Source organism: Ruegeria sp. BF12, from assembly GCF_056538705.1.
Genome location: NZ_JBQFTP010000002.1, coordinates 45,156 through 68,471 on the forward strand (window position 1 = coordinate 45,156; position 23,316 = coordinate 68,471).

The following is a 23,316-nucleotide window of genomic DNA, read 5'->3' on the forward strand; positions in this document are numbered from 1 at the left end:
GCGCTTGTTTCTCACTTGGCGCGTATCAATCCCAGCAATGGACCAAAACGGTCATCCCGGTGGCACGTCGGCTAAGCTCGTTGGGGGAAACTTGTGCTGCGGATTGGCCCGATTGGCCCGACACTCCGGCCTTGGCTAATGCCTCGTTTAGTCGGTTCGCAGTGGCGGCAAGGCTGACGGTTTCGGGCAGGGTGCGCCCCTCGGTCGGCGTCGGCAGCAGCATGCCAACAACCTGGCCATTGCCGTCAAAAACCGGCCCGCCAGCGTCGCCCGGCTGAGCTGCCAGCGCCAGACGCTTTACTCCGTCTTCGCCATTCAATCCGCGCAGGTCAGCGATTTGGCCGTAGGTGAGCGTTGGCGCACCCAATGCGCCTTGATAGGAAAACCCGGACACTGCGACCTCGGATTGGATGCGTGGAGCGTCTGTGCTGAATTCTGCCACGTTGACCGGAACCAGATTACGGTTGGGCCGCAGAACAGCGATTCCCAGATCCGCGTCCGACCAGGCGACCTGAAGCTCCTGATCGCCATCCAGCGTGATACGCGTGCAGTTATTGACCGCCTCGGACACGGTCAGGACAGTGCCAGCGGCGTCGGCAAAAAAGCCCGAGCGGGACAGGCGAGGTTTGCGGATCTGCAGGCCTGAGACCAGATCGATACGTTGCTCAGCGTCCGCTCCGGCCGAAGCGTCCAGCACCGCGCCGGTTGGGGTGAAGCTGGCCTTGATTGCCGCCAGCACTCTGGCCCAACGGGCATCGTCGCCCTCGGGCCAAACCAGGGTAAATCCTTTGATCTGGCCGTTATCCAGCCGCGCCTCGCTATAGGACACGATTCCGTTGCCGCGACCTTCAAGGGTGAAGCTGTCGCCACGCAACTGCCGGGGGCCGTCGAGCGGAACGATTTCCAGCGACTGCATCACCTCGTACAAGGCGCGCAACGTGGCTTTGTCGCCTTTCTGGCTGATCAGCAGAGCCTTTGCGCCCAGATCGGTCGAGTTGTTGAAGTGGACAAACGGTGCTTCGTACCGGTCAAACGCAATGACACCCATCGGCAGATCTACATTGATACCGGCCTGCGCGTCCGAATGGCGATCCATCCCCACGCTCAGCAGGGGGGCGTTAAAATCATCCATCAGTGCTTTACGCTGCGCGGTTGTCAAAACGCCGGTCGCCTCGTAGCCGTTGAACCGCTGCCAATCGCCCATCGAACGGCGCGTGCCTTGACCAAACGCACCGTCGATTGTCGAGTTATAGAAGCCAGCCGCCTGAAGGGCTGTCTGCAGGTCCTGACGTTCTTTCGCGGTCAGCAGGCGTTCGCTTTGCAAAGCTTGCGACCGCGTTTCATCAGACGCCTGCGGTGTCAGCCCGACCGACGGCTGTTCCGGCTGGGGTTCAACGGGGGCCGTCGCGACACCCCGGTCGAGGATATTCGCGCCGATTGGCCAGAATTGCTGACCCAGCGCATTCGAGAATGCGATGTAGCTGTCTGCCGGTATCTGCCCCTCGGCCCGGTAAACACGCAAAACCTGCTCGGCGTCATTGCGCAAATAGGGCCCGATAACAATGGCATACCAACCAGAGTTCAGACGAAATCCGTTTACGTCAGGCAGGAAATTTGCATATGCCTGCGCCCGTTCCTGCGCTTCACGCAGCGACGGTTGCGCTTCGACCTGTACCCACACACCAGCATCCTGCTGTGCAAAAACGGCTCGCGTGCCGCATAGAAAAAGAAACAATATAGCCGTGAATATGCGTGTCATTGTCTGCCCGTGTCCGCAGTGTTTTATCTTTGCCGGAGACTACGCGATTTGATGCGCGGAACGCCATGCCCGGAATACGGGGAATTTCCAGTGTGGCCGCGCAGTGACAGCATGGGCGCTGACGCCCGTTGACGCCCGTTGGCCCCTTGCATAGGAAGGACAAAACCGACCGGAACAGGGCGCGGATGTGCCCAAAGGGAATGTCATGACCGAACCGTCCAGCGCACCACGTTCTTTTCAGGAGATTATCCTGCGACTGCAGTCCTATTGGGCCTCGAAAGGCTGCGCCATTCTGCAGTCTTATGACATGGAGGTCGGGGCAGGGACATTCCACCCGGCGACGACTTTGCGCGCTCTGGGCTCCAAAGCCTGGGCTGCAGCTTACGTTCAACCCTCGCGCCGCCCGACGGACGGACGCTACGGTGAGAACCCGAACCGGTTGCAGCACTATTACCAGTATCAGGTGCTGATCAAACCCAGCCCGCCGGATCTGCAGGAACTGTATCTGGGCTCGCTCGAGGCGATCGGCATCGACATGAACCTGCACGACATCCGATTTGTCGAGGATGACTGGGAAAGCCCAACCCTTGGCGCCTGGGGTCTTGGTTGGGAAGTTTGGTGCGACGGTATGGAAGTCAGCCAATTTACCTATTTCCAACAGGTTGGCGGTCACGATTGCGCGCCGGTTTCGGGCGAGTTGACCTATGGTTTGGAGCGTCTGGCAATGTATGTGCTTGGCATTGACCACGTGATGGACATGCCCTTCAACGACCCTCAGTCGCCCAGCCCGCTGACCTATGGCGACATCTTTAAGCAGACCGAAGAAGAATACGCCCGCTGGAACTTTGACGTGGCCAACACCGAGGTTCTGCTGCGCCACTTCGAAGAGGCTGAGGCCGAATGCGCGGCCATTCTGGCGCAGGAACATGACGACCCAAAGACTGGCAAGCGCATCATCATGGCGCACCCGGCTTATGATCAGTGCATCAAGGCCAGCCACGTGTTCAATCTGCTCGACGCGCGCGGCGTGATCTCGGTAACCGAGCGCCAGGCCTATATCGGGCGAGTGCGGGCTTTGGCGAAACAATGCGCGGATGCATTTCTGTTGACCGAGGCAGCCGGGTTCGAGGCTTAATGCGCCGCTCAGGCCAGTCCGGGCAGCAAGACCTTGAGGCCAGCCGCGATCATCCCGATCGCGATGGCCGACAGGATCATGCCCATGAACCGGCTCATGATGACGCGCGCGTTTTCGGACAGGCGTTTCGCTATGGCCGAAGCGTTCCAGAACGTCACGAACAGCAGCAACAGAACGATCAGAAAAACACCTGCGTAAACAGCGGCATCGATGGTGTTTTTGATATGGTGCGCATACAGGATCAGCGTCGTTATCGTGCCCGGTCCCACAAGAATCGGGAAGGCCAGCGGGTAAAAGGCGACCGTATCCGGCTCGGGGTAAGATTGCCGTTCCCCTTCGGTCCCATGGTGCGACGTGCTGGGTTTGCCGTTCAGCATGTTCAGCCCGATCATCAGGACAACCAGACCGCCAGCGACGCGCAGATCATCCACGCTGATACCAAACAGGCCCAGCGTCTGGTTGCCAATGGCCGCAAACGCACCGCCGAGGATCAGGCAGTAGATGGCGGTCTTCGTCGCAACCTTTCGTTGCTCGGCAGGTGGCAAGCCGTCCGTGACGCTGAGGAAAACCGGCAGGTTCGTAATGGGATTCATGATCGCAAAAAGCGCTCCGAAAAATCCTACGGCAAGGGTGCTGTCCATTCCAAAAGTCTCTTTGCGGCCTGTAAACAATTGGAACCTGTCCTATTTTTACCGTTCGTGAAAGAGGCATCGTGAGCAGAAGGAAAAGACGATGACAGGAAAATTGCTTGCGATCATTCTATTGGTCTCGGCTGTTGTGGCCGGTGTCGGGATGTATTACCTGCAGATTTACGGCTTTTACTATGATGTTGAACCCAAGCCGGGGCAGGACGTCATGTTGATGGTGGAAGGCGGCGAAGAGCCCACGCCGATTTCCTACAGCGCGTTTCAGGCGATTGACGCAGACAGCTCTCCTATCCGCTACCGAGCCTGTTTCGAAACCGATTTGACGCCTGCGCAGATCGAGGAAGCTCATATCGTCGTCGAGGATGCAGAGCCGCTGACAGCACCCCGGTGGTTCGATTGCTATGACGCAGTCGCATTGGCGGATGCCCTGAAATCCGGCGATGCCAAAGCATTCATGGGGGCCAAGAACATCCATTTTGGCGTTGATCGTATTGTTGCGGTTACAAATGACGGTAAAGGATATGTCTGGCACGTCCTGAACAATTGCGGGGAAAAGGCATATGACGGCACCGTGATTGGCGAGGAATGCCCGGACCGGCCACAGAATTGAGGACAGGATGACTGCCGAAACCCTGCAGATACCCGATTTTCTAACAACCACGCTGGGATTTGCGGTGTATCTTCTTGGGGCCGAGATCAACACGCGCATCGCCACACTGCGTCAATTCAACATTCCCGAACCCGTTACGGGCGGATTGCTGGCCTCTCTGGTCGTTCTGTTGCTGTATCTGGTCTTCGATATTGAACTGTCCTTTGATCTTGCAGCACGGGATTTCCTGTTGGTGGTGTTCTTTGCAGGTATCGGGTTGAATGCGCGGATTTCCGATTTGATTTCGGGTGGTAAGCCACTGTTTTTGCTGCTGATACTGACGTTGATCACGATCATAGCGCAAAATGGGATCGGCGCGCTGGGGGCGTCGATGTTTGGCTACCCGGCACAGGCTGGGGTTCTCTTCGGCTCGGCTGCGCTGATCGGTGGACACGGCACCGCAATTGCCTGGGCGCCAGAAGTGGCGGAGGCCACCGGCCTGGACGGGGCGACTGAATTGGGGGTCGCTGTCGCAACGCTCGGGCTGGTGCTGGCCGCACTGGTCGGGGGTCCGATTGCAAGGCTTCTGGTCGAAGGGCGCAACCTCAACCCCGCGCGTCCTGATGAAGAGCATACTGTGGGCCTGCCCGCCGACGGGGATGATGCGTCCAGCAGGATCGACCACCTGTCGATCATGCGGGTTCTGCTGTTCCTCAACCTGGCAATCATCGCGGGGTATTCGCTGGGCGAGGCAATCAGCGCTGCCGGTCTGAAGCTGCCTCTGTTCGTCCCCTGTCTGATTATGGGCATTGTGATTGCAAACCTGCGCGCCTGGCTTGCGCCCAACCGGCCACCGGTCGAACGCACGCCTTCGTTGGCGCTGATCTCTGAATTTTCGCTGGGTGCCTTTCTGGCGATGTCTCTGATGAGCCTGCAGCTTTGGACCATCGCGGAGCTCGGCCTGGCGATCGTGGTTATCATGTCCGCCCAGACGCTGTTCACAGTTGCCTTCGTGATCTGGGTTCTGTTTCCTGTCATGGGCTCCAACTATCGCGCCGCCGTTCTGGCCGCCGGGTTCGGAGGTTTTGCTCTGGGTGCCACCCCGACCGCTATTGCAAATATGACCGCAGTCACCAAGCGATATGGCCCATCGCCTATTGCCTTTATCGTGCTGCCCCTTGTATCCGCATTCTTTGTGGATATCGCTAATGCCATCGTCATTCAGACGATCGTCAATTTCTAAGGACCGAATATGCCCGACCTGCTGATCGAATTGTTTTCCGAGGAAATCCCCGCGCGCATGCAGACCCGCGCCGGTGAAGACCTGAAAAAGCGGATCACCGATGGTTTGGTCGAGGCTGGTTTGACCTATGCTTCTGCCGCTTCGCTGACAACACCGCGCCGTTTGACGCTGGCGGTAGAAGGGTTGCTGGCCGAAAGCCCCACCACCCGCGAAGAACGCAAAGGTCCGAAAGTGGGCGCGCCGGACAAAGCCATCGAGGGCTTCCTGCGCGGCGCAGGTCTGAACCGCGATCAGCTGGAAGAACGCGAAACACCCAAAGGTGCGGTCTATTTCGCCACCATCGAAAAACCCGGCCGTCCGGCGGCTGAGATCATCGCCGAGGTTCTCGAGGTGACGATCCGCAACTTCCCCTGGCCGAAATCGATGCGCTGGGGCAGTGGTGGTTTGCGCTGGGTGCGCCCGCTGCACTCGATCCTGTGCATTCTGACCGACGAGACCGGCGCGCAGGTTGTGCCGATGGAGATCGACGGCATCAAGACCAGCGACACTACCGAAGGCCACCGGTTCATGGCACCGGGGCGTTTTGCCGTGTCGTCCTTCGAGGACTATGCCGCCAAACTGAAGCGCGCCTTTGTTGTGCTGTCGCCTGCGGAGCGCGCAGAGCACATCTGGAACGACGCCCAGAATCTTGCCTTTGCGGCGGGACTGGAAGTGGTCGACGACAAGGGCCTGCTGGCCGAGGTTGCCGGTCTGGTCGAATGGCCCGTGGTCTTGATGGGCCAGATCGATGACGAGTTTCTGGAACTGCCGCCCGAGGTTCTGCAGACCTCGATGAAAGAGCATCAGAAGTTCTTCTCGGTTCGCAATCCCAAGACCGGCCGGATCGAACGGTTCATCACCGTTGCCAACCGCGAAACCACCGACAATGGCGCGACCATCCTGGCGGGGAACCAAAAGGTATTGTCGGCGCGTCTGGCCGATGCCAAGTTCTTCTGGGAGAATGACCTGCGCGTTGCCAAATCGGACATCGCCCAATGGACCCGTGCGCTGGAGAATGTGACGTTCCACAACAAGCTTGGCACGCAAGCGGAACGGATCGACCGTATTGCCGCGTTGGCCCGTGAGTTGGCCTCGGTAACTGGCGCAGGTGCCGATCAGGCCGAGAAAGCCGCGCGTCTGGCCAAGGCCGATCTGAGTTCCGAGATGGTCTATGAATTCCCAGAGCTTCAGGGGCTTATGGGGCGGTACTACGTCGAAGCCGCAGGCGAAGACGCCGCCGTGGCCGCCGTGGCGGAGGAGCATTACTCGCCGCTTGGCCCTTCCGATGACGTCCCGACCGCACCGCTGTCGGTGACCGTAGCGCTGGCTGACAAGCTGGACACGCTGACCGGATTCTGGGCGATTGATGAGAAGCCGACCGGCTCGAAAGACCCGTTTGCGCTGCGTCGCGCGGCGTTGGGCGTGACACGGTTGATACTTGAAAACGATTTGCGTCTAACTTTGGATCGGCTTTTTGACAGCCAGTTGGTACGTGCAGAAAGTGCCATCAACGATTCCTTGCCGAAATCGAATGTTGAAGATCTGTTGGACGAAATTGCGGATCACGGTGTCTTCGGTGCGGCCTTCCAAGCGGTCAAAGACAAACTAGGAGACAGCCCGGCTGCTGATTTTCTACGACTGGAAAACAGTGTTCCAGACGCGTCCGACGATCTGCTCTCCTTCTTCCACGACCGCCTCAAGACCTTCCTTCGCGACGAAGGCATCCGCCACGACATCATCGACGCCTGTATCGCGATGGAGGGGAATGACGACCTCAACCTGTTGGTCAAACGTGCCCGCGCTCTGAACGCGGTGATCTCGACCGAGGATGGCGAGAACCTCGTGCAGGGCTTCAAGCGCGCCAACAATATCCTGACGCAAGCCGAGGAAAAGGACGGGGTCGAATATTCCTATGGTGCCGATATCAAGTTTGCAGAGACCGAAAGTGAAAAGGCTTTGTTCGGCGCGTTGGAAGCTGCACAGGCCAAGATTGATCCGGCGCTGACGGCCGAGGATTTCCCCGCCGCCATGTCGGCCATGGCCGATCTGCGCGGCCCGGTGGATGCGTTCTTTGAGGATGTTCAGGTCAATACGGACAACGACATCCTGCGCCGTAACCGTCTAAACCTGCTGAGCCAGATCCGTCAGGTCTGTTCCAGTGTTGCCGATCTGAGCCGCATCGAAGGCTGATCCAGAACGCCCTTGCGCCATTGGTGCAGGGGCTTATGCTGCGTGCAAACCAAAAGGTGCCGCAGTGCAGAATAATCCGAATACCACGCTGATCACGTCCGAAGCCCCCGTTGCCGCCAATACCCATGGCGGCCGGGCGAAATGCCTGCAACGTCTGGTCCGGTTGGACCTGCCGGTGCCGCGGACGGTTGCCTTGTCGTTTGACGCCGTTCATCAGATCTCGGACGGGTTGGTGCCGGACATTAGCGCCATTCTTGACCAGTTCGACCAGACCGCTCTGTTATGTGTTCGACCCAGCTCTGAAGACCCGGACTGGGGCGGCCCGGGAGCCATTCTGAACATCGGCATGAATGATGCACGCTATGTCGACCTGTCGGATTCAATGGGTGTCGAAGCAGCCGCTGCGCTGTACCTGCGCTTTGTGCAAAGCTACGCCGTTCATGTTGCCCGCCTTGACCCGGACGTGTTCGACGAGATCGAAGCGGATGGGCGCGAGGGGCTGAAGGAATCTCTGCGCGCCTATGAGGACGAAACCGACGAAGCCTTTCCGCAGGATCGGGGCGAGCAGTTGATCGCTGTTCTGCGCTCAATGGCGCGGGCATGGGATGGCACCTCGGCCCGGTTGCTGCGTCAGGCCAAGGGTGCGCCTGCGGATGCGGGGCTGGGGCTTGTGATCCAAGAGATGATCCCGGGCGTCGGTCAGGGCGAGTGCGGGTCGGGGGTTCTGCAGCTGATCGATCCGACGACCGGATTGCCTCAGATAACCGGTCGGTATCTGAGCCAGAGCCAGGGCAGGGACGCGTTGGGAGAAGGCGTTGCCGCGCTTTACCTTGAGAAGGACCCGCGCGGAGCGTCTTTGGAAGATGTCGCGCCCGAGGCGTTTGCAGATCTAAAAGCGCATGCGGCGCTGATGCGGATCAAGCTGCGCGAGGAAATGCAGGTCGAGTTTGTGATCGAAAACGGCCATGTTCATATTTTGGATGGCGTGCGTGTGCAGCGCAGTGCCCGGGCTGCGATGCGGATCGCCGTGCGTTTGGCCGAGGACGGTATTATCCCGCCACAAGAGGCGGTGATGCGGGTCGATCCGCACTCGCTGAATGAGTTGCTGCACCGGCAAGTCCATCCGGATGCGCGTCGGGACACGCTGACCACCGGTATCGCCGCCAGCCCTGGCGCAGCGACAGGCAAGATCGTGTTCACCTCGGCTGAGGCGCAGGCAAGCGCCGCGCGGGGCGAGCCCTGCATTCTGGTGCGCCGTGAGACGTCTCCGGAAGACGTGCGTGGGATGCATGCAGCGGTGGCCGTGCTGACCGAAAAGGGCGGCATGACCAGCCATGCGGCGGTGATTGGCCGTGGTTTGGGGCTGCCCTGTATCGTCGGTGCGTCAGAGATGCGCTTTCAGACCAAGACAAAACAGCTGACCGCACCGGACGGGCGCGTTTTCAAGACGGGCGACACACTGACTATCGACGGCAGTTCGGGGCAGGTGCTGGCAGGGATGCCAACTATGCTGGAAGCCGCCTTGGATGACTGTTTCCAAACCCTGATGAGTTGGGCCGACCAAGAGCGCGACATTGCAATTCGCGCCAACGCCGACACGCCGGCTGACGCGCAAACTGCGCGGAATTTCATGGCGCAGGGAATCGGGCTGTGCCGGACCGAGCACATGTTCTTTGATCCCGGTCGTCTGATCGTGATGCGCGAGATGATTTTTGCGCAAACGTCCTCCGGCCGTGCAGCTGTGCTGGAACGCTTGCTGCCGATGCAGCGCGACGACTTTGTGCAGCTATTCAGAATCATGGAAGGGCAGCCCGTCTGCATCCGCCTGTTCGATCCGCCATTACACGAATTCCTGCCGACTACGCGCGGAGGGCAGCACGAGCTGGCCGAGGCTTTGGATTTGCCGGTCTCGGATGTCGAGCGCCGCGTCGCCGCAATGACCGAGTACAACCCGATGCTGGGCCTGCGTGGTGTTCGTCTGGGTGTCACAGTGCCGGAAATCTATGACATGCAGGCGCGTGCGATTTTCGAGGCGACGCTTGAGGCCAGCAAAGATGGTGCGCCGGTCGTGCCCGAGGTGATGATCCCGCTGGTGTCCGCCAAACGCGAGGTCGAACTGGTCAAGGCGCGCATCGATTCTGTGGCTGCCTCCGTCGCTGCCGAACGCGGGCAGGAGTTCGAATACCGACTGGGCGTGATGGTCGAAACTCCGCGGGCTTGCCTGCGGGCCGATGAGATCGCGCCACAGACTGCGTTTCTGAGTTTCGGCACCAACGACCTGACACAGATGACCTACGGGCTGTCTCGGGATGATGCTGGCCGGTTCATGTCGGCCTATGTGCGGCAGGGTGTCTTTGTCGAAGATCCGTTTCATGTGCTGGACCCGGACGGGGTAGGTGAGCTTCTTAAACTTGGGGCTGAACGTGGACGGCAGGCACAACCGGATGTGACCCTTTCGGTTTGCGGTGAACATGGCGGTAACCCCGAATCAATCGCCATTTGCCGTGATTTGGGGTTTGACTATGTGTCCTGTTCCCCCTTCCGAGTCCCCGTCGCTCGGCTGGCTGCCGCTCAACTGGCGATTTCGTCCAGACTTGGGGGTTGACAGCCAACTCCGAAACTAGAATTAGTAGGAGACAGAGATCGCCGTCGTCAAATATTGTTGACGAAACGGCGATTTTCCACTTGCTTTTTCCTCAGAACTGGACGTGGCCGATTGAATTCGGTAAGAGCCTCGTCGCGCCCGCCGGGGGAGGGTATGGCGCAGAATGTGCCTGTGCGAGGTTATCTGATGCTACGATACATAATGGCTGTTGCCACGATGGCGGCAACCGTGCTGCCGAGTGTTTCTTTCGCTGAGAAAGAAGCCACCGAATCTGCCAAACGTGAGCTTGTGACCCGGAGCGAACTGCCGGGACAAAACTTTCGCGACTATCTGAATCTGTTCAAGCCCCGAAAGGCGCCTGTACTGCAAAAAGTCTCTTACTCGAAGGCTTGGCTGGATCAGTTGCCAAAGGCTAACGGGGATGAGCACTTTAAATGCTTGGCCGAAGCGCTGTACTTTGAAGCGCGCGGCGAAAGCGTCCGCGGGCAGTTTGCCGTGGCCGAAGTGATCCTGAACCGGGTCGAAAGTGGCCGCTTTCCGAACTCGCTCTGCGGTGTGATCAAGCAGGGGACGGGCAAGAAGTACCAGTGCCAGTTTACCTACACCTGCGACGGCCAAAAGGAAGTGATCCGCGAGAAAAAGGCCTATGAGCGTGTGTCCAAGGTCGCGCGCGCCGCAATCGACGGCGTTGGCGTTGGGCTGACCGAAGGGGCGACCCACTACCACACCAAAGCGGTGCGCCCGTCCTGGTCGCGCGTCTACAAAGAAACTGCGCGGATTGGCGTTCACATTTTCTATCGCCACAACTACCGCACTGCGAGCAACTGATTGACGCACCCGCGCTGGAACCTTGATGGCGCGGGTCGTTTTATGACCTAAGTAGCGGACCAGGAGGTCCGCCATGATGTTATCCCGCAGACGGTTTCTGCAAACTTCGACCGCTTTGTTGCTGCTGCCCAAGGCTGCGCAGTCGGTCGGGGCTGATCTGGTCGCGCAAGAAGCAATGCAGCAGATCGCGCCGGACGGTTATCCAGCTACTCCCGTTTGGACTTATGGCGGCGGCGTTCCCGGTGTGGAAATCCGATTGCCTCAGGGGCAGCGTGTCAGCCGCACGCTGGTCAACAAGCTTCCTCAGCCGACCGCAGTACACTGGCATGGTATTCGGATCGACAATGCTATGGACGGCGTACCGGGGCTGACGCAGGACGCCGTCGAGCCCGGAGGGAGTTTCGATTACGACTTCCTGGTCCCGGATGCCGGGACATATTGGTACCACTCGCACAATCGATCTGTTGAGCAAGTGGCACGCGGCCTTTATGGACCACTGATCGTTGAAGAAGCCAGCCCGCCGGATGTTGATCAGGATCTGACGTTGATGCTCGACGACTGGCGGCTTGATCCGGAAACCGCGCATATCGTCAATGATTTCGACAATGGGCACGACCTCAGCCATGCGGGGCGACTGGGCAACCTTGTGTCTGTCAATGGCGGCTTTGATCCCGCATATTCCGTCGGATCGGGTGAACGGTTGCGATTGCGTCTGATCAACGCTTCAAACGCCAGGATTTTTGATGTGGCATTGGACGGGCTGACCGGCTGGGTTGTAGCCTTGGACGGGATGCCGTTGGCTGAGCCAATGCCAGTTTCGGATAGTTTTCCTCTTGCCCCGGCGCAGCGGGCTGACCTTTTCGTGGATGTTACCTCTGCTGCTGGCGATGTCGCCAGTCTCGTCAGCGTCGAGGGGGATGGGGGATTTGGGCTTGCGCGGTTCCCGATTTCCACTGGGTCCGCAGCAAAACGGCGGCAGGGCATTGAGCCGTTGCCCGCGAATAACATGCCGGATCTTCAGATTGATGCCGCACCCCTGCACCGCATGGTTTTGCAGGGCGGTGCAATGCGCTGGCTTGAAAGCGCCAGCCTGGGGGATACCGAATTGACCGGCCGAGAGTTGGCCCAGTTGGGCCGGTTCTGGGCATTGAACGGGTATGCGGAGCGCCCCAAAGATCCGTTTCTCGACGCCAGTTTGGGCCAGACTTTTCGGGTTGAGTTTGTCAACGAAACGGCCTTTCCCCATGCGATGCACTTGCACGGCCACCATTTCCGGCTAGTCCTGCCGGACGGCAGCTTGGGGCCTTGGCGTGACACGGTATTGGTCGAGCGGGGCCAGACCCGACAAATTGCGCTTGTTACCGACAATCCCGGCGATTGGCTGCTGCATTGCCATATGCTCGGGCATGCCTCTTCGGGTATGATGAGCTGGTTCCGGGTCACCTAACGCCGCATTCGGTGGCTGGAAAGACGCATGTCGCGGTGTTATACGCGCGCGCATCGTTTAGTTTGGGCAAACACGTCCACGAAGCCCGAAAAGGTTTGCCGCATGAGTTCTGAAATCCGTCTCGCCTTTGCGCATCCGTCCGAGCGGTCCGAAGCGACCGCCACCCGGGGGCCGCTGGATCGTATTTCGCTGCGCGACCACATCGTCGAGGTTGAGATCGGTGCTTTCCAGGCCGAGCGCGGAACGACGCAGCGCATTTGCTTTAACATCGTGGTTGAAGTGCGCCCGTTGACTGACCCGATCGACGATGACGTGGATCGCATTCTGTCCTATGACCGTGTGACCGAAGCCATCGCATATGAGCTCGCGGCTGAGCGTCTCAATCTGCTTGAAACCCTTGCGGACCGCGTGGCAGAGAGGATTCTGCTTGAACCTCAGGCTGTAAGGGCTTTTGTTAGAATAGAAAAACTGGATCGTGGTCCCGGTGCATTGGGCGTCGAGATTGTGCGCGGAAAGGATGCCCTCCACCACGACATGGTCGAGGAAGAACGGCCGCATCCGCGTTTGGTTTTTCTGTCGAACGAAGCAATTGGCTCACCCAACCTGACCGGTTGGATTGATCAACTGGAAAACCGCCAGCGCCCGCTGATCCTTTGTGTCGGCGCGTCGGAAATGCCCGTCGCTCAGACAGGTCACGCGATGACCCAGCGCCGGATTGATCTGCTGGCGATCGAACAGAACGCATGGGTTCTGGCGGCACGCGATCATCGTTGTGTCGTTGTGTCGACGCGGACTGAGTTGGATTGGGCCATGAAGAACGGCCAGATCTGCGTCTGGGCACCATCGAAAATCGTGTTGGACGCCGTTGATGGCCCGTCTGCCGCACCATCGGATGCCGTCGCGCTGGCCGCGTGGTTCGCAGCCACATTCGAGGCAAGTGAGATGCTGGTGATCGGCGGTGCGCTGCCTGATGCGCCGAAAACGCCCTTGCGTGCTGTGCCTGTGGATCAGGCGCAACTGTGACCGAGTACTTCCGGCCTTTGATTCAGCATGGTGCGAACCGGCCTTCGGGTGCGGTGCCTTTGGCTGGGCAATCGCTGTGGTTCACCCATGTTGAACGGCTGAGCCGATCAGAAACGCCGCAGATCCTTGCGGCACAGGATGTCCCACAAGACGCTCTGAGCCGCCTGACGCGTCCGCGCGCGGACATTGCGGGTCTATCCATGGATCGACCGCGCATCATGGGTATTCTGAACGCGACACCGGACAGCTTTTCGGATGGAGGAGTGCACAACTCGGTCCAGGCCGCGTTGTCTGCGGCGGAGCATATGGTGTCTCAGGACGTCGCCATTCTGGATATCGGCGGCGAATCGACCCGGCCAGGCGCGACTTTCGTGCATGAAGGTGAGGAGATCGCCCGGACCCGTCCGCTGATCGAAGCCATCAGAACCCACACTGACGCGTTGGTGTCCATCGATACGCGCAAATCCGCCGTTGCCAAAGCCGCGTGGGAGGCCGGAGCAGGGCTGATCAACGATGTGTCCGGCTTTACATTCGACCCGGAACTGGCTCCGTTTTGCGCCGAAGTCGGCGCTCCGGTTTGCGTGATGCATATGCAGGGCGATCCGGCCACAATGCAGGACGATCCGACCTATGACGACGTTCTGCTGGACGTGTACGATTTTCTTGAAGGGCAAGTGGCCTATCTCGAAAAGCTCGGGTTGAACCGGGATCAGATTGTGGTCGACCCAGGCATAGGCTTTGGCAAAACCGAGGCGCATAACCTTGCCTTGCTGCAGGGTATCAGTTTGTTCCACGGGTTGGGCTGTCCGATTCTGTTGGGCGTGTCCCGAAAAGGACTTATTGGCCAGATTGGCAAAGAGCCGCGCAAGGACGCTCGGGCACCGGGATCAATCGCCGTAGGGTTGGCCGGATTGTCACAAGGCGTGCAGATTCTGCGCGTGCATGACGTAGCCGAAACAGCTCAGGCCTTGCGCCTGTGGGCTGCCGTCCGGTAATCCGGTCGCAGGCAAGAAATAACGGAGTGAAGTAATGCGCAAGCTGTTCGGAACCGATGGTGTGCGGGGCACCGCCAATACGCATCCGATCACGGCCGAGATGGCTTTGCGCATCGGGGCTGCCGTGGGGCGGTATTTCCGCCGCGACCAGTCCGGCGCGCACCGGGTCGTTATCGGAAAGGATACGCGCCTGTCGGGCTATATGCTGGAAAACGCGTTGACCGCCGGACTGACATCGACCGGTATGAACGTGTTGTTGCTTGGTCCGGTGCCGACACCAGCTGTTGGTCTGATGACGCGATCCATGCGTGCGGATTTGGGGGTCATGATTTCGGCCAGTCACAACCCGGCCGAGGACAATGGCATCAAGTTCTTTGGGCCGGATGGCTACAAGCTGTCGGACCAGGCCGAGGTCGAGATCGAAAAACTGATCGAAGAGGGTGTCAAGCCCGCGCAGGCCCAGAATATCGGTCGCGCCCGCCGAGTAGACGACGCTCGGTTCCGTTATGGTGAACGCGTAAAGTCCTCGCTCTCCCGCGACTTGCGACTGGACGGGCTGAAGGTCGTGGTCGATTGCGCCAACGGCGCGGCACACCGAACAGCGCCCGAGGTTCTTTGGGAGTTGGGTGCGGACGTGATCCCAGTGGGCATCGCGCCAAATGGTAAGAACATCAACCTGAATTGCGGATCAACCAACCCGCAGCTGGCTGCAGAGACGGTTGTGGCCCATGGTGCCGATGTCGGCATATGCCTGGACGGTGATGCTGATCGCGTTGTCATGGTCGACGAGCATGGACAGGTGGCGGACGGCGATCAGTTGATGGCGCTTTTGGCGACAAGCTGGGCCGCGGCGGATCGCCTTAAAGGTGGCGCACTGGTTGCAACCGTGATGTCGAACCTGGGGCTGGAGAGGCACCTGACCGAACATGGACTGCGTTTGGAGCGGACGGGTGTCGGAGATCGATACGTTGTGGAGCGGATGCGCGAAGGCGGGTTCAACCTGGGCGGAGAGCAATCGGGCCACATCGTCATGAGCGATTACGCGACAACCGGTGATGGTCTGATGGCCGGGCTCCATTTCCTGGCCGAGATGGTCAATACGGATCTTAAGGCATCAGAGTTGTCGGTCCAGTTCGAAACCGTGCCGCAAATGTTGAAAAACGTGCGCTACGGCGAAGGGCAGACTCCGCTCGAAGCGGCCAGCGTTCAGGCGGCGATTGCCGATGCTGAATCGCGGCTGAACGGGCAGGGGCGTCTGCTGATCCGCAAATCTGGAACGGAACCTCTGATCCGGGTTATGGCGGAGTGCGAGGACGACGCCCTGTTAACGCAAGTTGTCGATGGGATCGTCGCCGAGGTCGAAGCAGTCGCGGGTTAACGCCCGATCAGCATTTTGCGCAGGCTGAACCACTGGCTTATGGCCAGTCCGGTCAGGATCATGGCAAGCGCCACGTAAAAGCGCAGCGGCAGCGCTTCGGACAGGACCCACGCGCCAAAAACCATTGACCAGATCGGTACTTGGTAGTTGACCAGTGTCATGAACACCGATCCCGCACTGCGAATGACGGAGACTCGTAGCAGCGTTGCAAATGCAGTGGGTACAAGTCCGAGCACGATGATGGCAACGCTGGGGCGGCTTCCTTCCCAGGTTGGCACGCCTTCCGTTACGAACATGATTGGCAGCAGGATTACCGCTCCGACCAGCAGGGTCAGCGCGGCCAGAACGACCGGATCAATCGGCGGGCATTGTCGCGTCAGGATCGACGCGCAGGAGTAGCACAGCGCAGCGCCAATGCAGGCCAATTGGGCAAGTGGTTCCGACCCTTGGCCAAGTTGTGTCAAACCGGGGCCGATCAACACCAATGCACCACAGAAACCGAGGGTGACGCCCACGAACCGACGTAAGTTCAAAGGCTCGTCCGAAAAGAAATGCGCAAGCGGCAGCACCATTAGTGGAATCGCTGCCATGGACAGTCCGGCAAAGGCCGACGGCACGTATTGCTGCCCCCAGCTCAGCAGAACGAAGGGCAGCGCAGTTGACAGGATTCCGATTATGATCACCGACGTCCAAAGGGCTGCTGACCCGGAAGGTAGTTTGCGGTTCGTAACTGCCATCAGCCCCAACAGCATCACTGCGCCAAGGGTGGTCCGTGCTGTCGCGACAGTAATCGGCCCGTATCCCTCAAGTGCCATGGCAACAACCATGAAGGTGCCGCCCCAAATGAGGCCCAGAGTAATAACGCCGCTCCAGTCGCGGGATGTCGGGTTCTGGACCATTTGTGGCCTTGGCTCCGAGGGGGACAAAAAAGGGCGACCCGCAGGGCCGCCCTTTCGCGAACTCAGGTTTGGATCAGTTCTTTTCCTTGTCGACCATTTTGCCTGCCGAGATCCAAGGCATCATGGCGCGCAGTTTCGCACCGGTCTCCTCGATCATGTGCTCGTCATTGGCGCGGCGCGACGCTTTGATGGTCGGCTGACCAACAGCGTTTTCCAGCATGAAGTCACGAACGAATTTACCCTGCTGGATGTCGTCAAGAACCTCTTTCATACGCGCTTTGGTTTCGTCGTACTTAAGGATACGCGGGCCGGTGACGTACTGACCGTACTCAGCAGTGTTCGAGATTGAGTAATCCATGTTTGCGATGCCGCCTTCATAGATCAGGTCGACGATCAGCTTCACTTCGTGCAGACACTCGAAGTAGGCCATTTCCGGCGCGTAACCGGCTTCGACCAGCGTTTCAAAACCGCAGCGGATCAGTTCGACCAGACCACCACACAGAACGGCCTGCTCGCCGAACAGATCGGTTTCACACTCTTCGCGGAAGTTGGTTTCGATGATGCCCGAGCGGCCGCCACCGATGGCCGAGCAATACGACAGGCCGATTTCCAACGCTTTGCCGGTTGCGTCGTTGTGTACAGCGACCAGGCAGGGCACGCCGCCGCCTTTGACATATTCGCCACGCACAGTGTGGCCGGGGCCTTTGGGGGCCATCATGATGACGTCGACGCCTTCTTTCGGCTCGATCAGGCCGAAGTGGACGTTCAGGCCGTGAGCAAACGCGATGGCCGAGCCCGGCTTGATGTTGTCGTGGACGTATTTCTTGTAGGTTTCGGCCTGCAGCTCGTCGGGCATGGTGAACATGATGACGTCGCACCAAGCGGCCGCTTCGGCGATGCCCATGACTTCCAGGCCTTCAGCTTCGGCTTTCTTGGCCGATGCGGAACCTTCGCGCAGAGCGACGACAAGGTTCTTCGCGCCAGAGTCGCGCAGGTTCAGTGCGTGGGCGTGCCCCTGCGAGCCATAGCCCAGGATCGCCACTTTCTTGTCTTTGATCAGGTTGATGTCGCAATCGCGATCGTAATAAACGCGCATGTCGCCGGTCCTTTCCGTTTCGATTGCCGAGGTTCTACTGCGAGTTCGCAAGGATTGCGATGCTCATATCCTTGATTTCTGCGCCTGAACGTGAGAACTTATTCGTAATTTTTACGGAAAGTAAAAAATTCATGCTCGATGATGTTGATAGGCGAATCCTGCGCCATTTTCAGGCCGACCCCAGCCTGTCAGCAGGGGAACTGGCCGAGCGTTGCCGGATCAGCCAAGGCGTCTGTTGGCGTCGGCTTGAAAAGATGCAGGCGGCTGGGATCATCCAAGGACAAGAGGCAGTGATTGACTGGGCGACGCTTGGCTACGCGGTCGAGGTTTCGCTGCGCGTTACGCTCGACAAAACGCAGCCACGTGCCTTCGATGAGTTCACGGCCGCCGCCCGACAAGTCCCCGAGGTCATCGAATTGCAAACCTTTTTGGGGCGCGTGGATGTTCGCCTTTCTGTGCTCGCCCGGAACATGTCTCACTATCAGCAGCTGTACCGAGACCGCATTCTTACCCTGCCGCATATCGCGGATATCGAGGCGCTGATGCACATCGCCAGGGTCAAAAGCGAAGAGGTCCTGCCGGTATGACAGACCTTGATGAATTGGACCGAAATATTCTGCTCGCCCTTGCGCAGGACGCCTCGCAAAGTGCCGGGGCGTTGGGGCGCAAGTTGGGCTTGTCGCAACCAGCGACCTGGCGTCGAATTCGGAGGTTGGAAACCGCTGGCGTCATCAAAGGGCGCAGGTTGCGATTGAATGCCGAAGCGCTTGGGTTTGGCGTCACCGTATTCCTCGGTGTGAAACTGGCGCGCAAGGGGCAGATCAGCCTGGAGGACTTTGAGCGTGCAGTAAGCGCCATTCCAGAAGTTCAAACGGTCGAACACGTTTTGGGGCTGTACGATTACCGTCTGCGTGTGGTCGCGCGTGATCTCTCAGACTTTGAACGAGTGCTGCGCCGACGGATCATGACATTGCCCGGCGCAGGGGATGTAGAAGCCAACGTCCTGCTGAGTGAGGAGCGATTGCCCGGCCCGATTGGTTAGGCCGCGTTAATACCGGGTGCGGATGCAATATCCGGGGTGGTGTGTCATCCGTGCAAATGTCATTGGCTGACCGTTTTTCCAGGTGGTGCGTTCCAATTGGATCATAGAAGTGCCCGCGGTTGTACCCATGAATTCAGCCAACCGGCCATCGGCTGAAATCGCGCAAAAGGCGACTTCGGCCTCGGTAAAGGGGGCTGCGTGCAACAGCCACTCGTGCGGGCCATGTGTGTTCAGATCGGCATGTTCCACCTCTGGCACCGCATCGATGTTGATCCAGCGTTCCTCTAGCTGAAACGGGCGATTGTCGGCGTAATGCATGCAAATGACGTGCAGGATGCGCGCGTCGGATGTAACGCCTATCTGCGATGCCAACCAGCCGGGGATATCCACGACATTACGCTCGACCAGCGAATAGCGGTAGGTTGCGTTTTGGCCTTCAACTGTCTGGCGTGTCAGGGAAAATTCAAGTTTTGCATGCTTGCTGGGTTCTTTTTTGACTCGCGTTCCGCTTTTGCGTTTTCTTTCTACAAAGCCTTGTTCTGCAAGCTCACGCAGGGCACGGTTGACTGTGGCGCGTGCGCAATTGAACTCTTCGGCAAGTTGCGTTTCCGTCGGTAGCAATGATCCCTGAGGCCAAACGCGGCTTTCGATCCTTCGTTTAACTTCGTCCCGAACAACTTGAAAACTGATCCGCTTATGCGCATTCACGTGTCGAAATACCTTTCTTCCACAAAGTGAACGTATCTGGTCAGAAACACGTCAAAGTGTAAAGGGTTGCTGACACTAATTGGCGTCATTTGTTGTTTCATTGGACGCAAAATTAGTAAATTAGTCGTTAATATTTTGGGTTCCCTTGGGTCAAGATTTGGGTTTGAGTGCTGGCTGAGAGATACGTGCTGGAGGCGTGAGCCAGCAGTCGACAAATCGAAAGGACAAACCATGCCAGCGCTATTGGATACCGTTGACCCCAATGGGCTCGAAGAATTCTCGGTCGTGTTCACGGACCGGTCGCTGAACCACATGTCGGTTCAGTTTCAGCAGGTGATGCGTGACATATCGGGTCTTTTGAAAGAGGTGTATAACGCGGACGGCGTTGCGGTCATTCCAGGTGGTGGCACCTATGGGATGGAGGCCGTGGCCCGGCAGTTCGCGCGCAACGCCAACGTTCTGGTCGTGCGGAACGGGTGGTTTTCCTATCGTTGGAGCCAGATCATCGAAACAGGCGGGCTGACCGCGTCTGCTACTGTGCTCAAGGCGCGCGAGACCGGCAACTCCAGCCCGTCCCCCTTTGCGCCCGCGCCGATCGAAGAAGTCGTCGCCACCATTCGTGAGCAGCGCCCGGACATCGTGTTTGCGCCGCACGTGGAAACTGCGGCCGGCGTCATTCTTCCGGATGACTACGTGACCGCCATGGCAGCGGCGGCGCATGAGGTCGGAGCTCTGATGGTACTGGACTGTATCGCATCCGGCTGCGCCTGGGTTGATATGAAGGCGACTGGCGTGGACGTTCTAATCTCGGCCCCGCAGAAAGGATGGAGCGCGTCGCCTTGCGCCGGTCTGGTCATGTTGTCGGAACGGGCCGAAGCGCGGTTGGAAGAGACAACCTCGGACAGCTTTGCCGTCGATCTGAAGAAATGGCGTCAAATCATGCAGGCCTATGAAAACGGCGGTCACGCCTACCATGCCACCATGCCAACGGATGCATTGAAGGCCTTCCGCGACACGATGATTGAGACCCGCGACTATGGGTTCGAAAAACTCCGCGATGCGCAATGGGCACTAGGCGATGGTGTCCGGGCAATGCTGCGGGACAAAGGTATTGTTTCGGTCGCTGCGGACGGTTTCGGTGCCCCCGGCGTTGTTGTCAGCTACACGTCCGATCCCGAGATTCAGAATGGCAAGAAATTTGGTGCTCTGGGCATGCAGATCGCAGCTGGCGTTCCCCTGCAATGTGATGAGCCCGAAGGGTTCAGCACATTCCGTCTGGGGCTGTTCGGTCTGGACAAGCTGTATGACGTTGACGGCACAATCGCGCGTCTCAAGCGCGTGTTGGACCAGGTTCTGTGACCTTGGGGGGCCTCAGCGTACGCCGAGGCCCATCTGCATGAGTGTCTTGCGAACAGGCGGCAGGGAGTAGAGTGCGTTCAGCCCCATCGCCCGTACGTCCCTCAATGGCCGTGCTTCGATCATCGACGCGCGGTTCAACAGGTCGATGCCTTTGACCCGCATCTCAATCTCGGTGTGGCGCGCCTTGTGATAGGCGTCCAGCATCTGTGCGTCACCCAAACCATCGGGTCGAGCCTGCGCAAGATCCAGCAGGCTGCGCAAATCGCCCAGTGACATGTTCAGGCCTTGCGCACCGATCGGGGGCACCACATGGGCTGCCTCGGCCATCAGTGCAATTCGCTCACCGGACAAGCGCTCTGCGGACTGGCTGATGATCGGCCAGATCGTCCGGCGCGAGGCCAATTTCAACGGTCCGAACAATCCGCAAGACCGCTCGGTCATCAGCGCCTCGAACGCCTCGGGCTCGGTATTCAGCAGTTCAACCGCGCGGGGGCCGCGCTCCATCCACACAATTGCGGACGACGGCTGACCTTGCCAGTCGGGGAGGGGGACCAAGGTGAATGGCCCGCCTGAGCGGTGGATCTCGGTCGAGACGTTTTCATGAGGGATGGGGTGTGTGACCGCAAAGGCCAGTGCCTTTTGGCCATAGCGTGTGGTGTGAACGTTGATCCCAGCCGCTTCTCGCATGGGGGAACTGCGCCCGTCAGCAGCCACCACCAACTTACAGCGGATGCGGCTGCCGTCACTCAGACCAACGCGCGCTTCGGCGGTGCGGGTGAACAGGCTTACTGTTCCGGTCCCGGGGCGGAAGTCAACATTGGGCAGCTCGGCCAGACGTGCTACCATCTCACGCCGCAGCAACCAGTTGGGCAGGTTCCAGCCAAAGGGCTGGTCCGAGATATCGGCGGCGTTGAAATCACGTACAACGCGGGGTTCAGGCACGTCGCCGCCGGCATCGACAATTCGCATGATCTGCAGGGGGGCCGCGTGTGCGTCCAACCGTTGCCACAACCCACATTGTTCAAGAAGCCCATGTGCCGGTTGCAGAAAAGCGGTGGTCCGCAAATCGGATCCGTCTACGTCGCGTTCGGTAATGGGCGGTGAGGGGTCGACGCAGACTACGTCGAACCCGGCAGTTCCAAAGGCCGCCGCAGCAGTCAGTCCGGCGATTCCGCCGCCGGAAATCAGGATGTCACAGCTGTCTTTCATGGCCTTGGCCTCCGTGTCTTGCGCAGAACCTAGTGCGGTTCCGGGGGGCGTGCCAAGTGACATCCTGTCTCGTGTGTTAGCCGCGTGAAATCAGGATGAGGATCAGGAACATAACCGGCACCATCATCACCGCCGGGATATAAAGTCCGGGCAAGCCAAACAACAGGGCCGAGCAGCCCCACATGCTGAAAATCGCAGCTGCGGTATAGCCCCAATCTTCGCCCTTCGCATGAGCGGCATCGCGGGCCATCCAGCCAAACAGGGGAATTGCAAACAACAGGCGCTGCCAGATTGGCAGGCGCCGAGGCATCTCGATCGCGCTCATGGGGTCTCCAGTTCTGTTCGTCGCAGAAGCGCATATAGGGGCGATTTCGCACCTGCAGAATGTGCAGATCGTCGCAGTGTGACAGCCTATCGCAGGCGGGCCAAAAACGCGGTCAAATCATCGGTGTAATGGTGTATGTGATCAGCTTCATGCGGCTCGGGGGCGACATGAACGGTGCGCATTCCCATCGCGTGCGGAGCAGTCAGATTACGTGGGTCATCCTCGAACATTGCTGCCTTGGCGGTATCAATGCCATCCTTGGTAAATATCGCTTCGAACGCGGCTTTTTCGGGCTTTGGCCGGTATCCTGCGTGCTCGACCCCATAGATGGCATCGAACAGCCCACTCAGGCCCCGTGCCTCCAAGACCCGCTCAGCATAAGGCGCACTCCCATTCGTGTAGACGATGCGACGTCCGGGCAGGGACCGGATGTGGTCGGCAAGTTCGGCGTCAGGGTCCATGTGGCTCATGTCCACCTGATGGACGGCATGAAGATACGGATCGGGGTCCAAGTTGTGTTCGGCCATCAACCCGGCCAGCGTGGTGCCATATTGCCGCCAGTAATGCGAGCGAAGCCGATCCGCTTCGACTCGGTCGACGCCAATAGCCTGCACCACGTAATCCGTCATCAGCACCTCGATCTGATCGAACAGGCGCATATGAGGCGGGTAAAGAGTGTTGTCGAGGTCGAACACCCATTGGGTGACGTGAGCAAAGGAAGGTTTGACCATGGCTTTGGGTTTAGGGCGCGGGCGCATGGTTTTCAATGGTGCACTTGATTGCGGGGGCCAGAGGCGGAT

Annotated in this window: 21 protein-coding genes; 13 read left to right on the top strand and 8 right to left on the bottom strand. The window is 59.1% G+C overall.

What is annotated here, in order from left to right; genetic code table 11:
- Positions 1 to 25: 25 nt before the first annotated feature.
- Positions 26 to 1,759 (bottom strand): serine protease, encoded by a 1,734-nt coding sequence (locus ACR0J0_RS03175; protein WP_480661265.1) that lies wholly within the window; start codon positions 1,757 to 1,759, stop codon positions 26 to 28.
- Positions 1,760 to 1,964: 205 nt separating this feature from the next.
- Here ACR0J0_RS03175 and ACR0J0_RS03180 point away from each other — a divergent pair, with 205 nt between their 5' ends.
- Positions 1,965 to 2,894, top strand: a complete 930-nt coding sequence (locus tag ACR0J0_RS03180) for a glycine--tRNA ligase subunit alpha (protein ID WP_480661266.1) — start codon at positions 1,965 to 1,967, stop codon at positions 2,892 to 2,894.
- A gap of 8 nt (positions 2,895 to 2,902) precedes the next feature.
- On the opposite strand, the gene ACR0J0_RS03185 is transcribed toward ACR0J0_RS03180, so the two are convergent.
- Positions 2,903 to 3,535 (bottom strand): MarC family protein, encoded by a 633-nt coding sequence (locus ACR0J0_RS03185; RefSeq protein ID WP_480661267.1) that lies wholly within the window; start codon positions 3,533 to 3,535, stop codon positions 2,903 to 2,905.
- 91 nt (positions 3,536 to 3,626) lie between these two features.
- Here ACR0J0_RS03185 and ACR0J0_RS03190 point away from each other — a divergent pair, with 91 nt between their 5' ends.
- From ACR0J0_RS03190 to glmM, 9 genes are all read left to right on the top strand, one after another.
- Entirely contained in the window at positions 3,627 to 4,151 is a 525-nt protein-coding gene (locus ACR0J0_RS03190) for a DUF6446 family protein (protein WP_480661268.1), read from the top strand.
- A 7-nt stretch (positions 4,152 to 4,158) separates the two neighbouring features.
- Positions 4,159 to 5,373, top strand: coding sequence for a sodium/glutamate symporter (gene gltS, locus ACR0J0_RS03195; RefSeq protein WP_480661269.1), 1,215 nt, complete (start codon positions 4,159 to 4,161; stop codon positions 5,371 to 5,373).
- A 9-nt stretch (positions 5,374 to 5,382) separates the two neighbouring features.
- Positions 5,383 to 7,602, top strand: a complete 2,220-nt coding sequence (gene glyS, locus ACR0J0_RS03200; RefSeq protein ID WP_480661270.1) for a glycine--tRNA ligase subunit beta — start codon at positions 5,383 to 5,385, stop codon at positions 7,600 to 7,602.
- A 64-nt stretch (positions 7,603 to 7,666) separates the two neighbouring features.
- Entirely contained in the window at positions 7,667 to 10,207 is a 2,541-nt protein-coding gene (locus tag ACR0J0_RS03205) for a putative PEP-binding protein (RefSeq protein WP_480661271.1), read from the top strand.
- Positions 10,208 to 10,393: 186 nt separating this feature from the next.
- Positions 10,394 to 11,035, top strand: coding sequence for a cell wall hydrolase (locus tag ACR0J0_RS03210; protein ID WP_480661272.1), 642 nt, complete (start codon positions 10,394 to 10,396; stop codon positions 11,033 to 11,035).
- Between the two features lie 73 nt (positions 11,036 to 11,108).
- Entirely contained in the window at positions 11,109 to 12,482 is a 1,374-nt protein-coding gene (locus ACR0J0_RS03215; protein WP_480661273.1) for a multicopper oxidase family protein, read from the top strand.
- 102 nt (positions 12,483 to 12,584) lie between these two features.
- Complete coding sequence (locus ACR0J0_RS03220; protein WP_480661274.1) at positions 12,585 to 13,505, top strand: dihydroneopterin aldolase; 921 nt, start codon at positions 12,585 to 12,587, stop codon at positions 13,503 to 13,505.
- On the top strand, positions 13,502 to 14,500 hold the full coding sequence (gene folP, locus ACR0J0_RS03225; RefSeq protein WP_480661275.1) for a dihydropteroate synthase: 999 nt from the start codon (positions 13,502 to 13,504) through the stop codon (positions 14,498 to 14,500). Before ACR0J0_RS03220 ends, folP begins: the two co-directional genes overlap by 4 nt.
- 34 nt (positions 14,501 to 14,534) lie before the next feature.
- On the top strand, positions 14,535 to 15,878 hold the full coding sequence (gene glmM, locus ACR0J0_RS03230) for a phosphoglucosamine mutase (protein WP_480661276.1): 1,344 nt from the start codon (positions 14,535 to 14,537) through the stop codon (positions 15,876 to 15,878).
- Here glmM and ACR0J0_RS03235 read toward each other — a convergent pair.
- The gene (locus ACR0J0_RS03235; protein WP_480661277.1) at positions 15,875 to 16,777 is read right to left on the bottom strand and encodes a DMT family transporter; all 903 of its coding nucleotides are present in this window, start codon (positions 16,775 to 16,777) and stop codon (positions 15,875 to 15,877) included. The genes glmM and ACR0J0_RS03235 overlap by 4 nt on opposite strands.
- 73 nt (positions 16,778 to 16,850) lie before the next feature.
- Positions 16,851 to 17,873 carry a ketol-acid reductoisomerase gene (ilvC, locus tag ACR0J0_RS03240; protein ID WP_480661278.1) on the bottom strand — a complete coding sequence of 341 codons (1,023 nt, stop codon included), beginning with the start codon at positions 17,871 to 17,873 and terminating at the stop codon, positions 16,851 to 16,853.
- Between the two features lie 131 nt (positions 17,874 to 18,004).
- On the opposite strand from ilvC, the gene ACR0J0_RS03245 reads away from it, so the two are divergent.
- Both ACR0J0_RS03245 and ACR0J0_RS03250 read left to right on the top strand, forming a co-directional pair.
- The gene (locus ACR0J0_RS03245; protein WP_480661279.1) at positions 18,005 to 18,460 is read left to right on the top strand and encodes an Lrp/AsnC family transcriptional regulator; all 456 of its coding nucleotides are present in this window, start codon (positions 18,005 to 18,007) and stop codon (positions 18,458 to 18,460) included.
- Positions 18,457 to 18,915, top strand: a complete 459-nt coding sequence (locus ACR0J0_RS03250) for an Lrp/AsnC family transcriptional regulator (protein WP_480661280.1) — start codon at positions 18,457 to 18,459, stop codon at positions 18,913 to 18,915. Before ACR0J0_RS03245 ends, ACR0J0_RS03250 begins: the two co-directional genes overlap by 4 nt.
- Positions 18,916 to 18,921: 6 nt before the next feature.
- Here ACR0J0_RS03250 and ACR0J0_RS03255 read toward each other — a convergent pair whose 3' ends face one another.
- The gene (locus tag ACR0J0_RS03255) at positions 18,922 to 19,623 is read right to left on the bottom strand and encodes a GntR family transcriptional regulator (protein ID WP_480661281.1); all 702 of its coding nucleotides are present in this window, start codon (positions 19,621 to 19,623) and stop codon (positions 18,922 to 18,924) included.
- A 231-nt stretch (positions 19,624 to 19,854) separates the two neighbouring features.
- Between ACR0J0_RS03255 and ACR0J0_RS03260 the strand changes: the two genes are divergently transcribed.
- Entirely contained in the window at positions 19,855 to 20,982 is a 1,128-nt protein-coding gene (locus tag ACR0J0_RS03260) for an aminotransferase class V-fold PLP-dependent enzyme (RefSeq protein ID WP_480661282.1), read from the top strand.
- A 12-nt stretch (positions 20,983 to 20,994) separates the two neighbouring features.
- On the opposite strand, the gene ACR0J0_RS03265 is transcribed toward ACR0J0_RS03260, so the two are convergent.
- The 3 genes from ACR0J0_RS03265 to ACR0J0_RS03275 all read right to left on the bottom strand — a co-directional run bounded on the left by ACR0J0_RS03265 (position 20,995) and on the right by ACR0J0_RS03275 (position 23,247).
- A complete protein-coding gene (locus ACR0J0_RS03265) occupies positions 20,995 to 22,191 on the bottom strand; it encodes a UbiH/UbiF family hydroxylase (protein WP_480661283.1) in 1,197 nt (398 codons plus the stop codon).
- A 76-nt stretch (positions 22,192 to 22,267) separates the two neighbouring features.
- Entirely contained in the window at positions 22,268 to 22,516 is a 249-nt protein-coding gene (locus ACR0J0_RS03270; RefSeq protein ID WP_239337897.1) for a hypothetical protein, read from the bottom strand.
- An 86-nt stretch (positions 22,517 to 22,602) separates the two neighbouring features.
- Positions 22,603 to 23,247: a pyrimidine 5'-nucleotidase gene (locus tag ACR0J0_RS03275; RefSeq protein ID WP_480661913.1), complete on the bottom strand. Its 645-nt coding sequence runs from the start codon at positions 23,245 to 23,247 to the stop codon at positions 22,603 to 22,605.
- Positions 23,248 to 23,316 lie beyond the last annotated feature (69 nt).

Coding starts and splice junctions, on each gene's coding strand:
- ACR0J0_RS03175 (WP_480661265.1), bottom strand. CDS start 1,759: ATGACACGCATATTCACGGCTATATTGTTTCTTTTTCTATGCGGCACG.
- ACR0J0_RS03180 (WP_480661266.1), top strand. CDS start 1,965: ATGACCGAACCGTCCAGCGCACCACGTTCTTTTCAGGAGATTATCCTG.
- ACR0J0_RS03185 (WP_480661267.1), bottom strand. CDS start 3,535: ATGGACAGCACCCTTGCCGTAGGATTTTTCGGAGCGCTTTTTGCGATC.
- ACR0J0_RS03190 (WP_480661268.1), top strand. CDS start 3,627: ATGACAGGAAAATTGCTTGCGATCATTCTATTGGTCTCGGCTGTTGTG.
- gltS (WP_480661269.1), top strand. CDS start 4,159: ATGACTGCCGAAACCCTGCAGATACCCGATTTTCTAACAACCACGCTG.
- glyS (WP_480661270.1), top strand. CDS start 5,383: ATGCCCGACCTGCTGATCGAATTGTTTTCCGAGGAAATCCCCGCGCGC.
- ACR0J0_RS03210 (WP_480661272.1), top strand. CDS start 10,394: ATGCTACGATACATAATGGCTGTTGCCACGATGGCGGCAACCGTGCTG.
- ACR0J0_RS03215 (WP_480661273.1), top strand. CDS start 11,109: ATGATGTTATCCCGCAGACGGTTTCTGCAAACTTCGACCGCTTTGTTG.
- ACR0J0_RS03220 (WP_480661274.1), top strand. CDS start 12,585: ATGAGTTCTGAAATCCGTCTCGCCTTTGCGCATCCGTCCGAGCGGTCC.
- glmM (WP_480661276.1), top strand. CDS start 14,535: ATGCGCAAGCTGTTCGGAACCGATGGTGTGCGGGGCACCGCCAATACG.
- ACR0J0_RS03235 (WP_480661277.1), bottom strand. CDS start 16,777: ATGGTCCAGAACCCGACATCCCGCGACTGGAGCGGCGTTATTACTCTG.
- ilvC (WP_480661278.1), bottom strand. CDS start 17,873: ATGCGCGTTTATTACGATCGCGATTGCGACATCAACCTGATCAAAGAC.
- ACR0J0_RS03245 (WP_480661279.1), top strand. CDS start 18,005: ATGCTCGATGATGTTGATAGGCGAATCCTGCGCCATTTTCAGGCCGAC.
- ACR0J0_RS03250 (WP_480661280.1), top strand. CDS start 18,457: ATGACAGACCTTGATGAATTGGACCGAAATATTCTGCTCGCCCTTGCG.
- ACR0J0_RS03260 (WP_480661282.1), top strand. CDS start 19,855: ATGCCAGCGCTATTGGATACCGTTGACCCCAATGGGCTCGAAGAATTC.
- ACR0J0_RS03265 (WP_480661283.1), bottom strand. CDS start 22,191: ATGAAAGACAGCTGTGACATCCTGATTTCCGGCGGCGGAATCGCCGGA.
- ACR0J0_RS03270 (WP_239337897.1), bottom strand. CDS start 22,516: ATGAGCGCGATCGAGATGCCTCGGCGCCTGCCAATCTGGCAGCGCCTG.
- ACR0J0_RS03275 (WP_480661913.1), bottom strand. CDS start 23,247: ATGGTCAAACCTTCCTTTGCTCACGTCACCCAATGGGTGTTCGACCTC.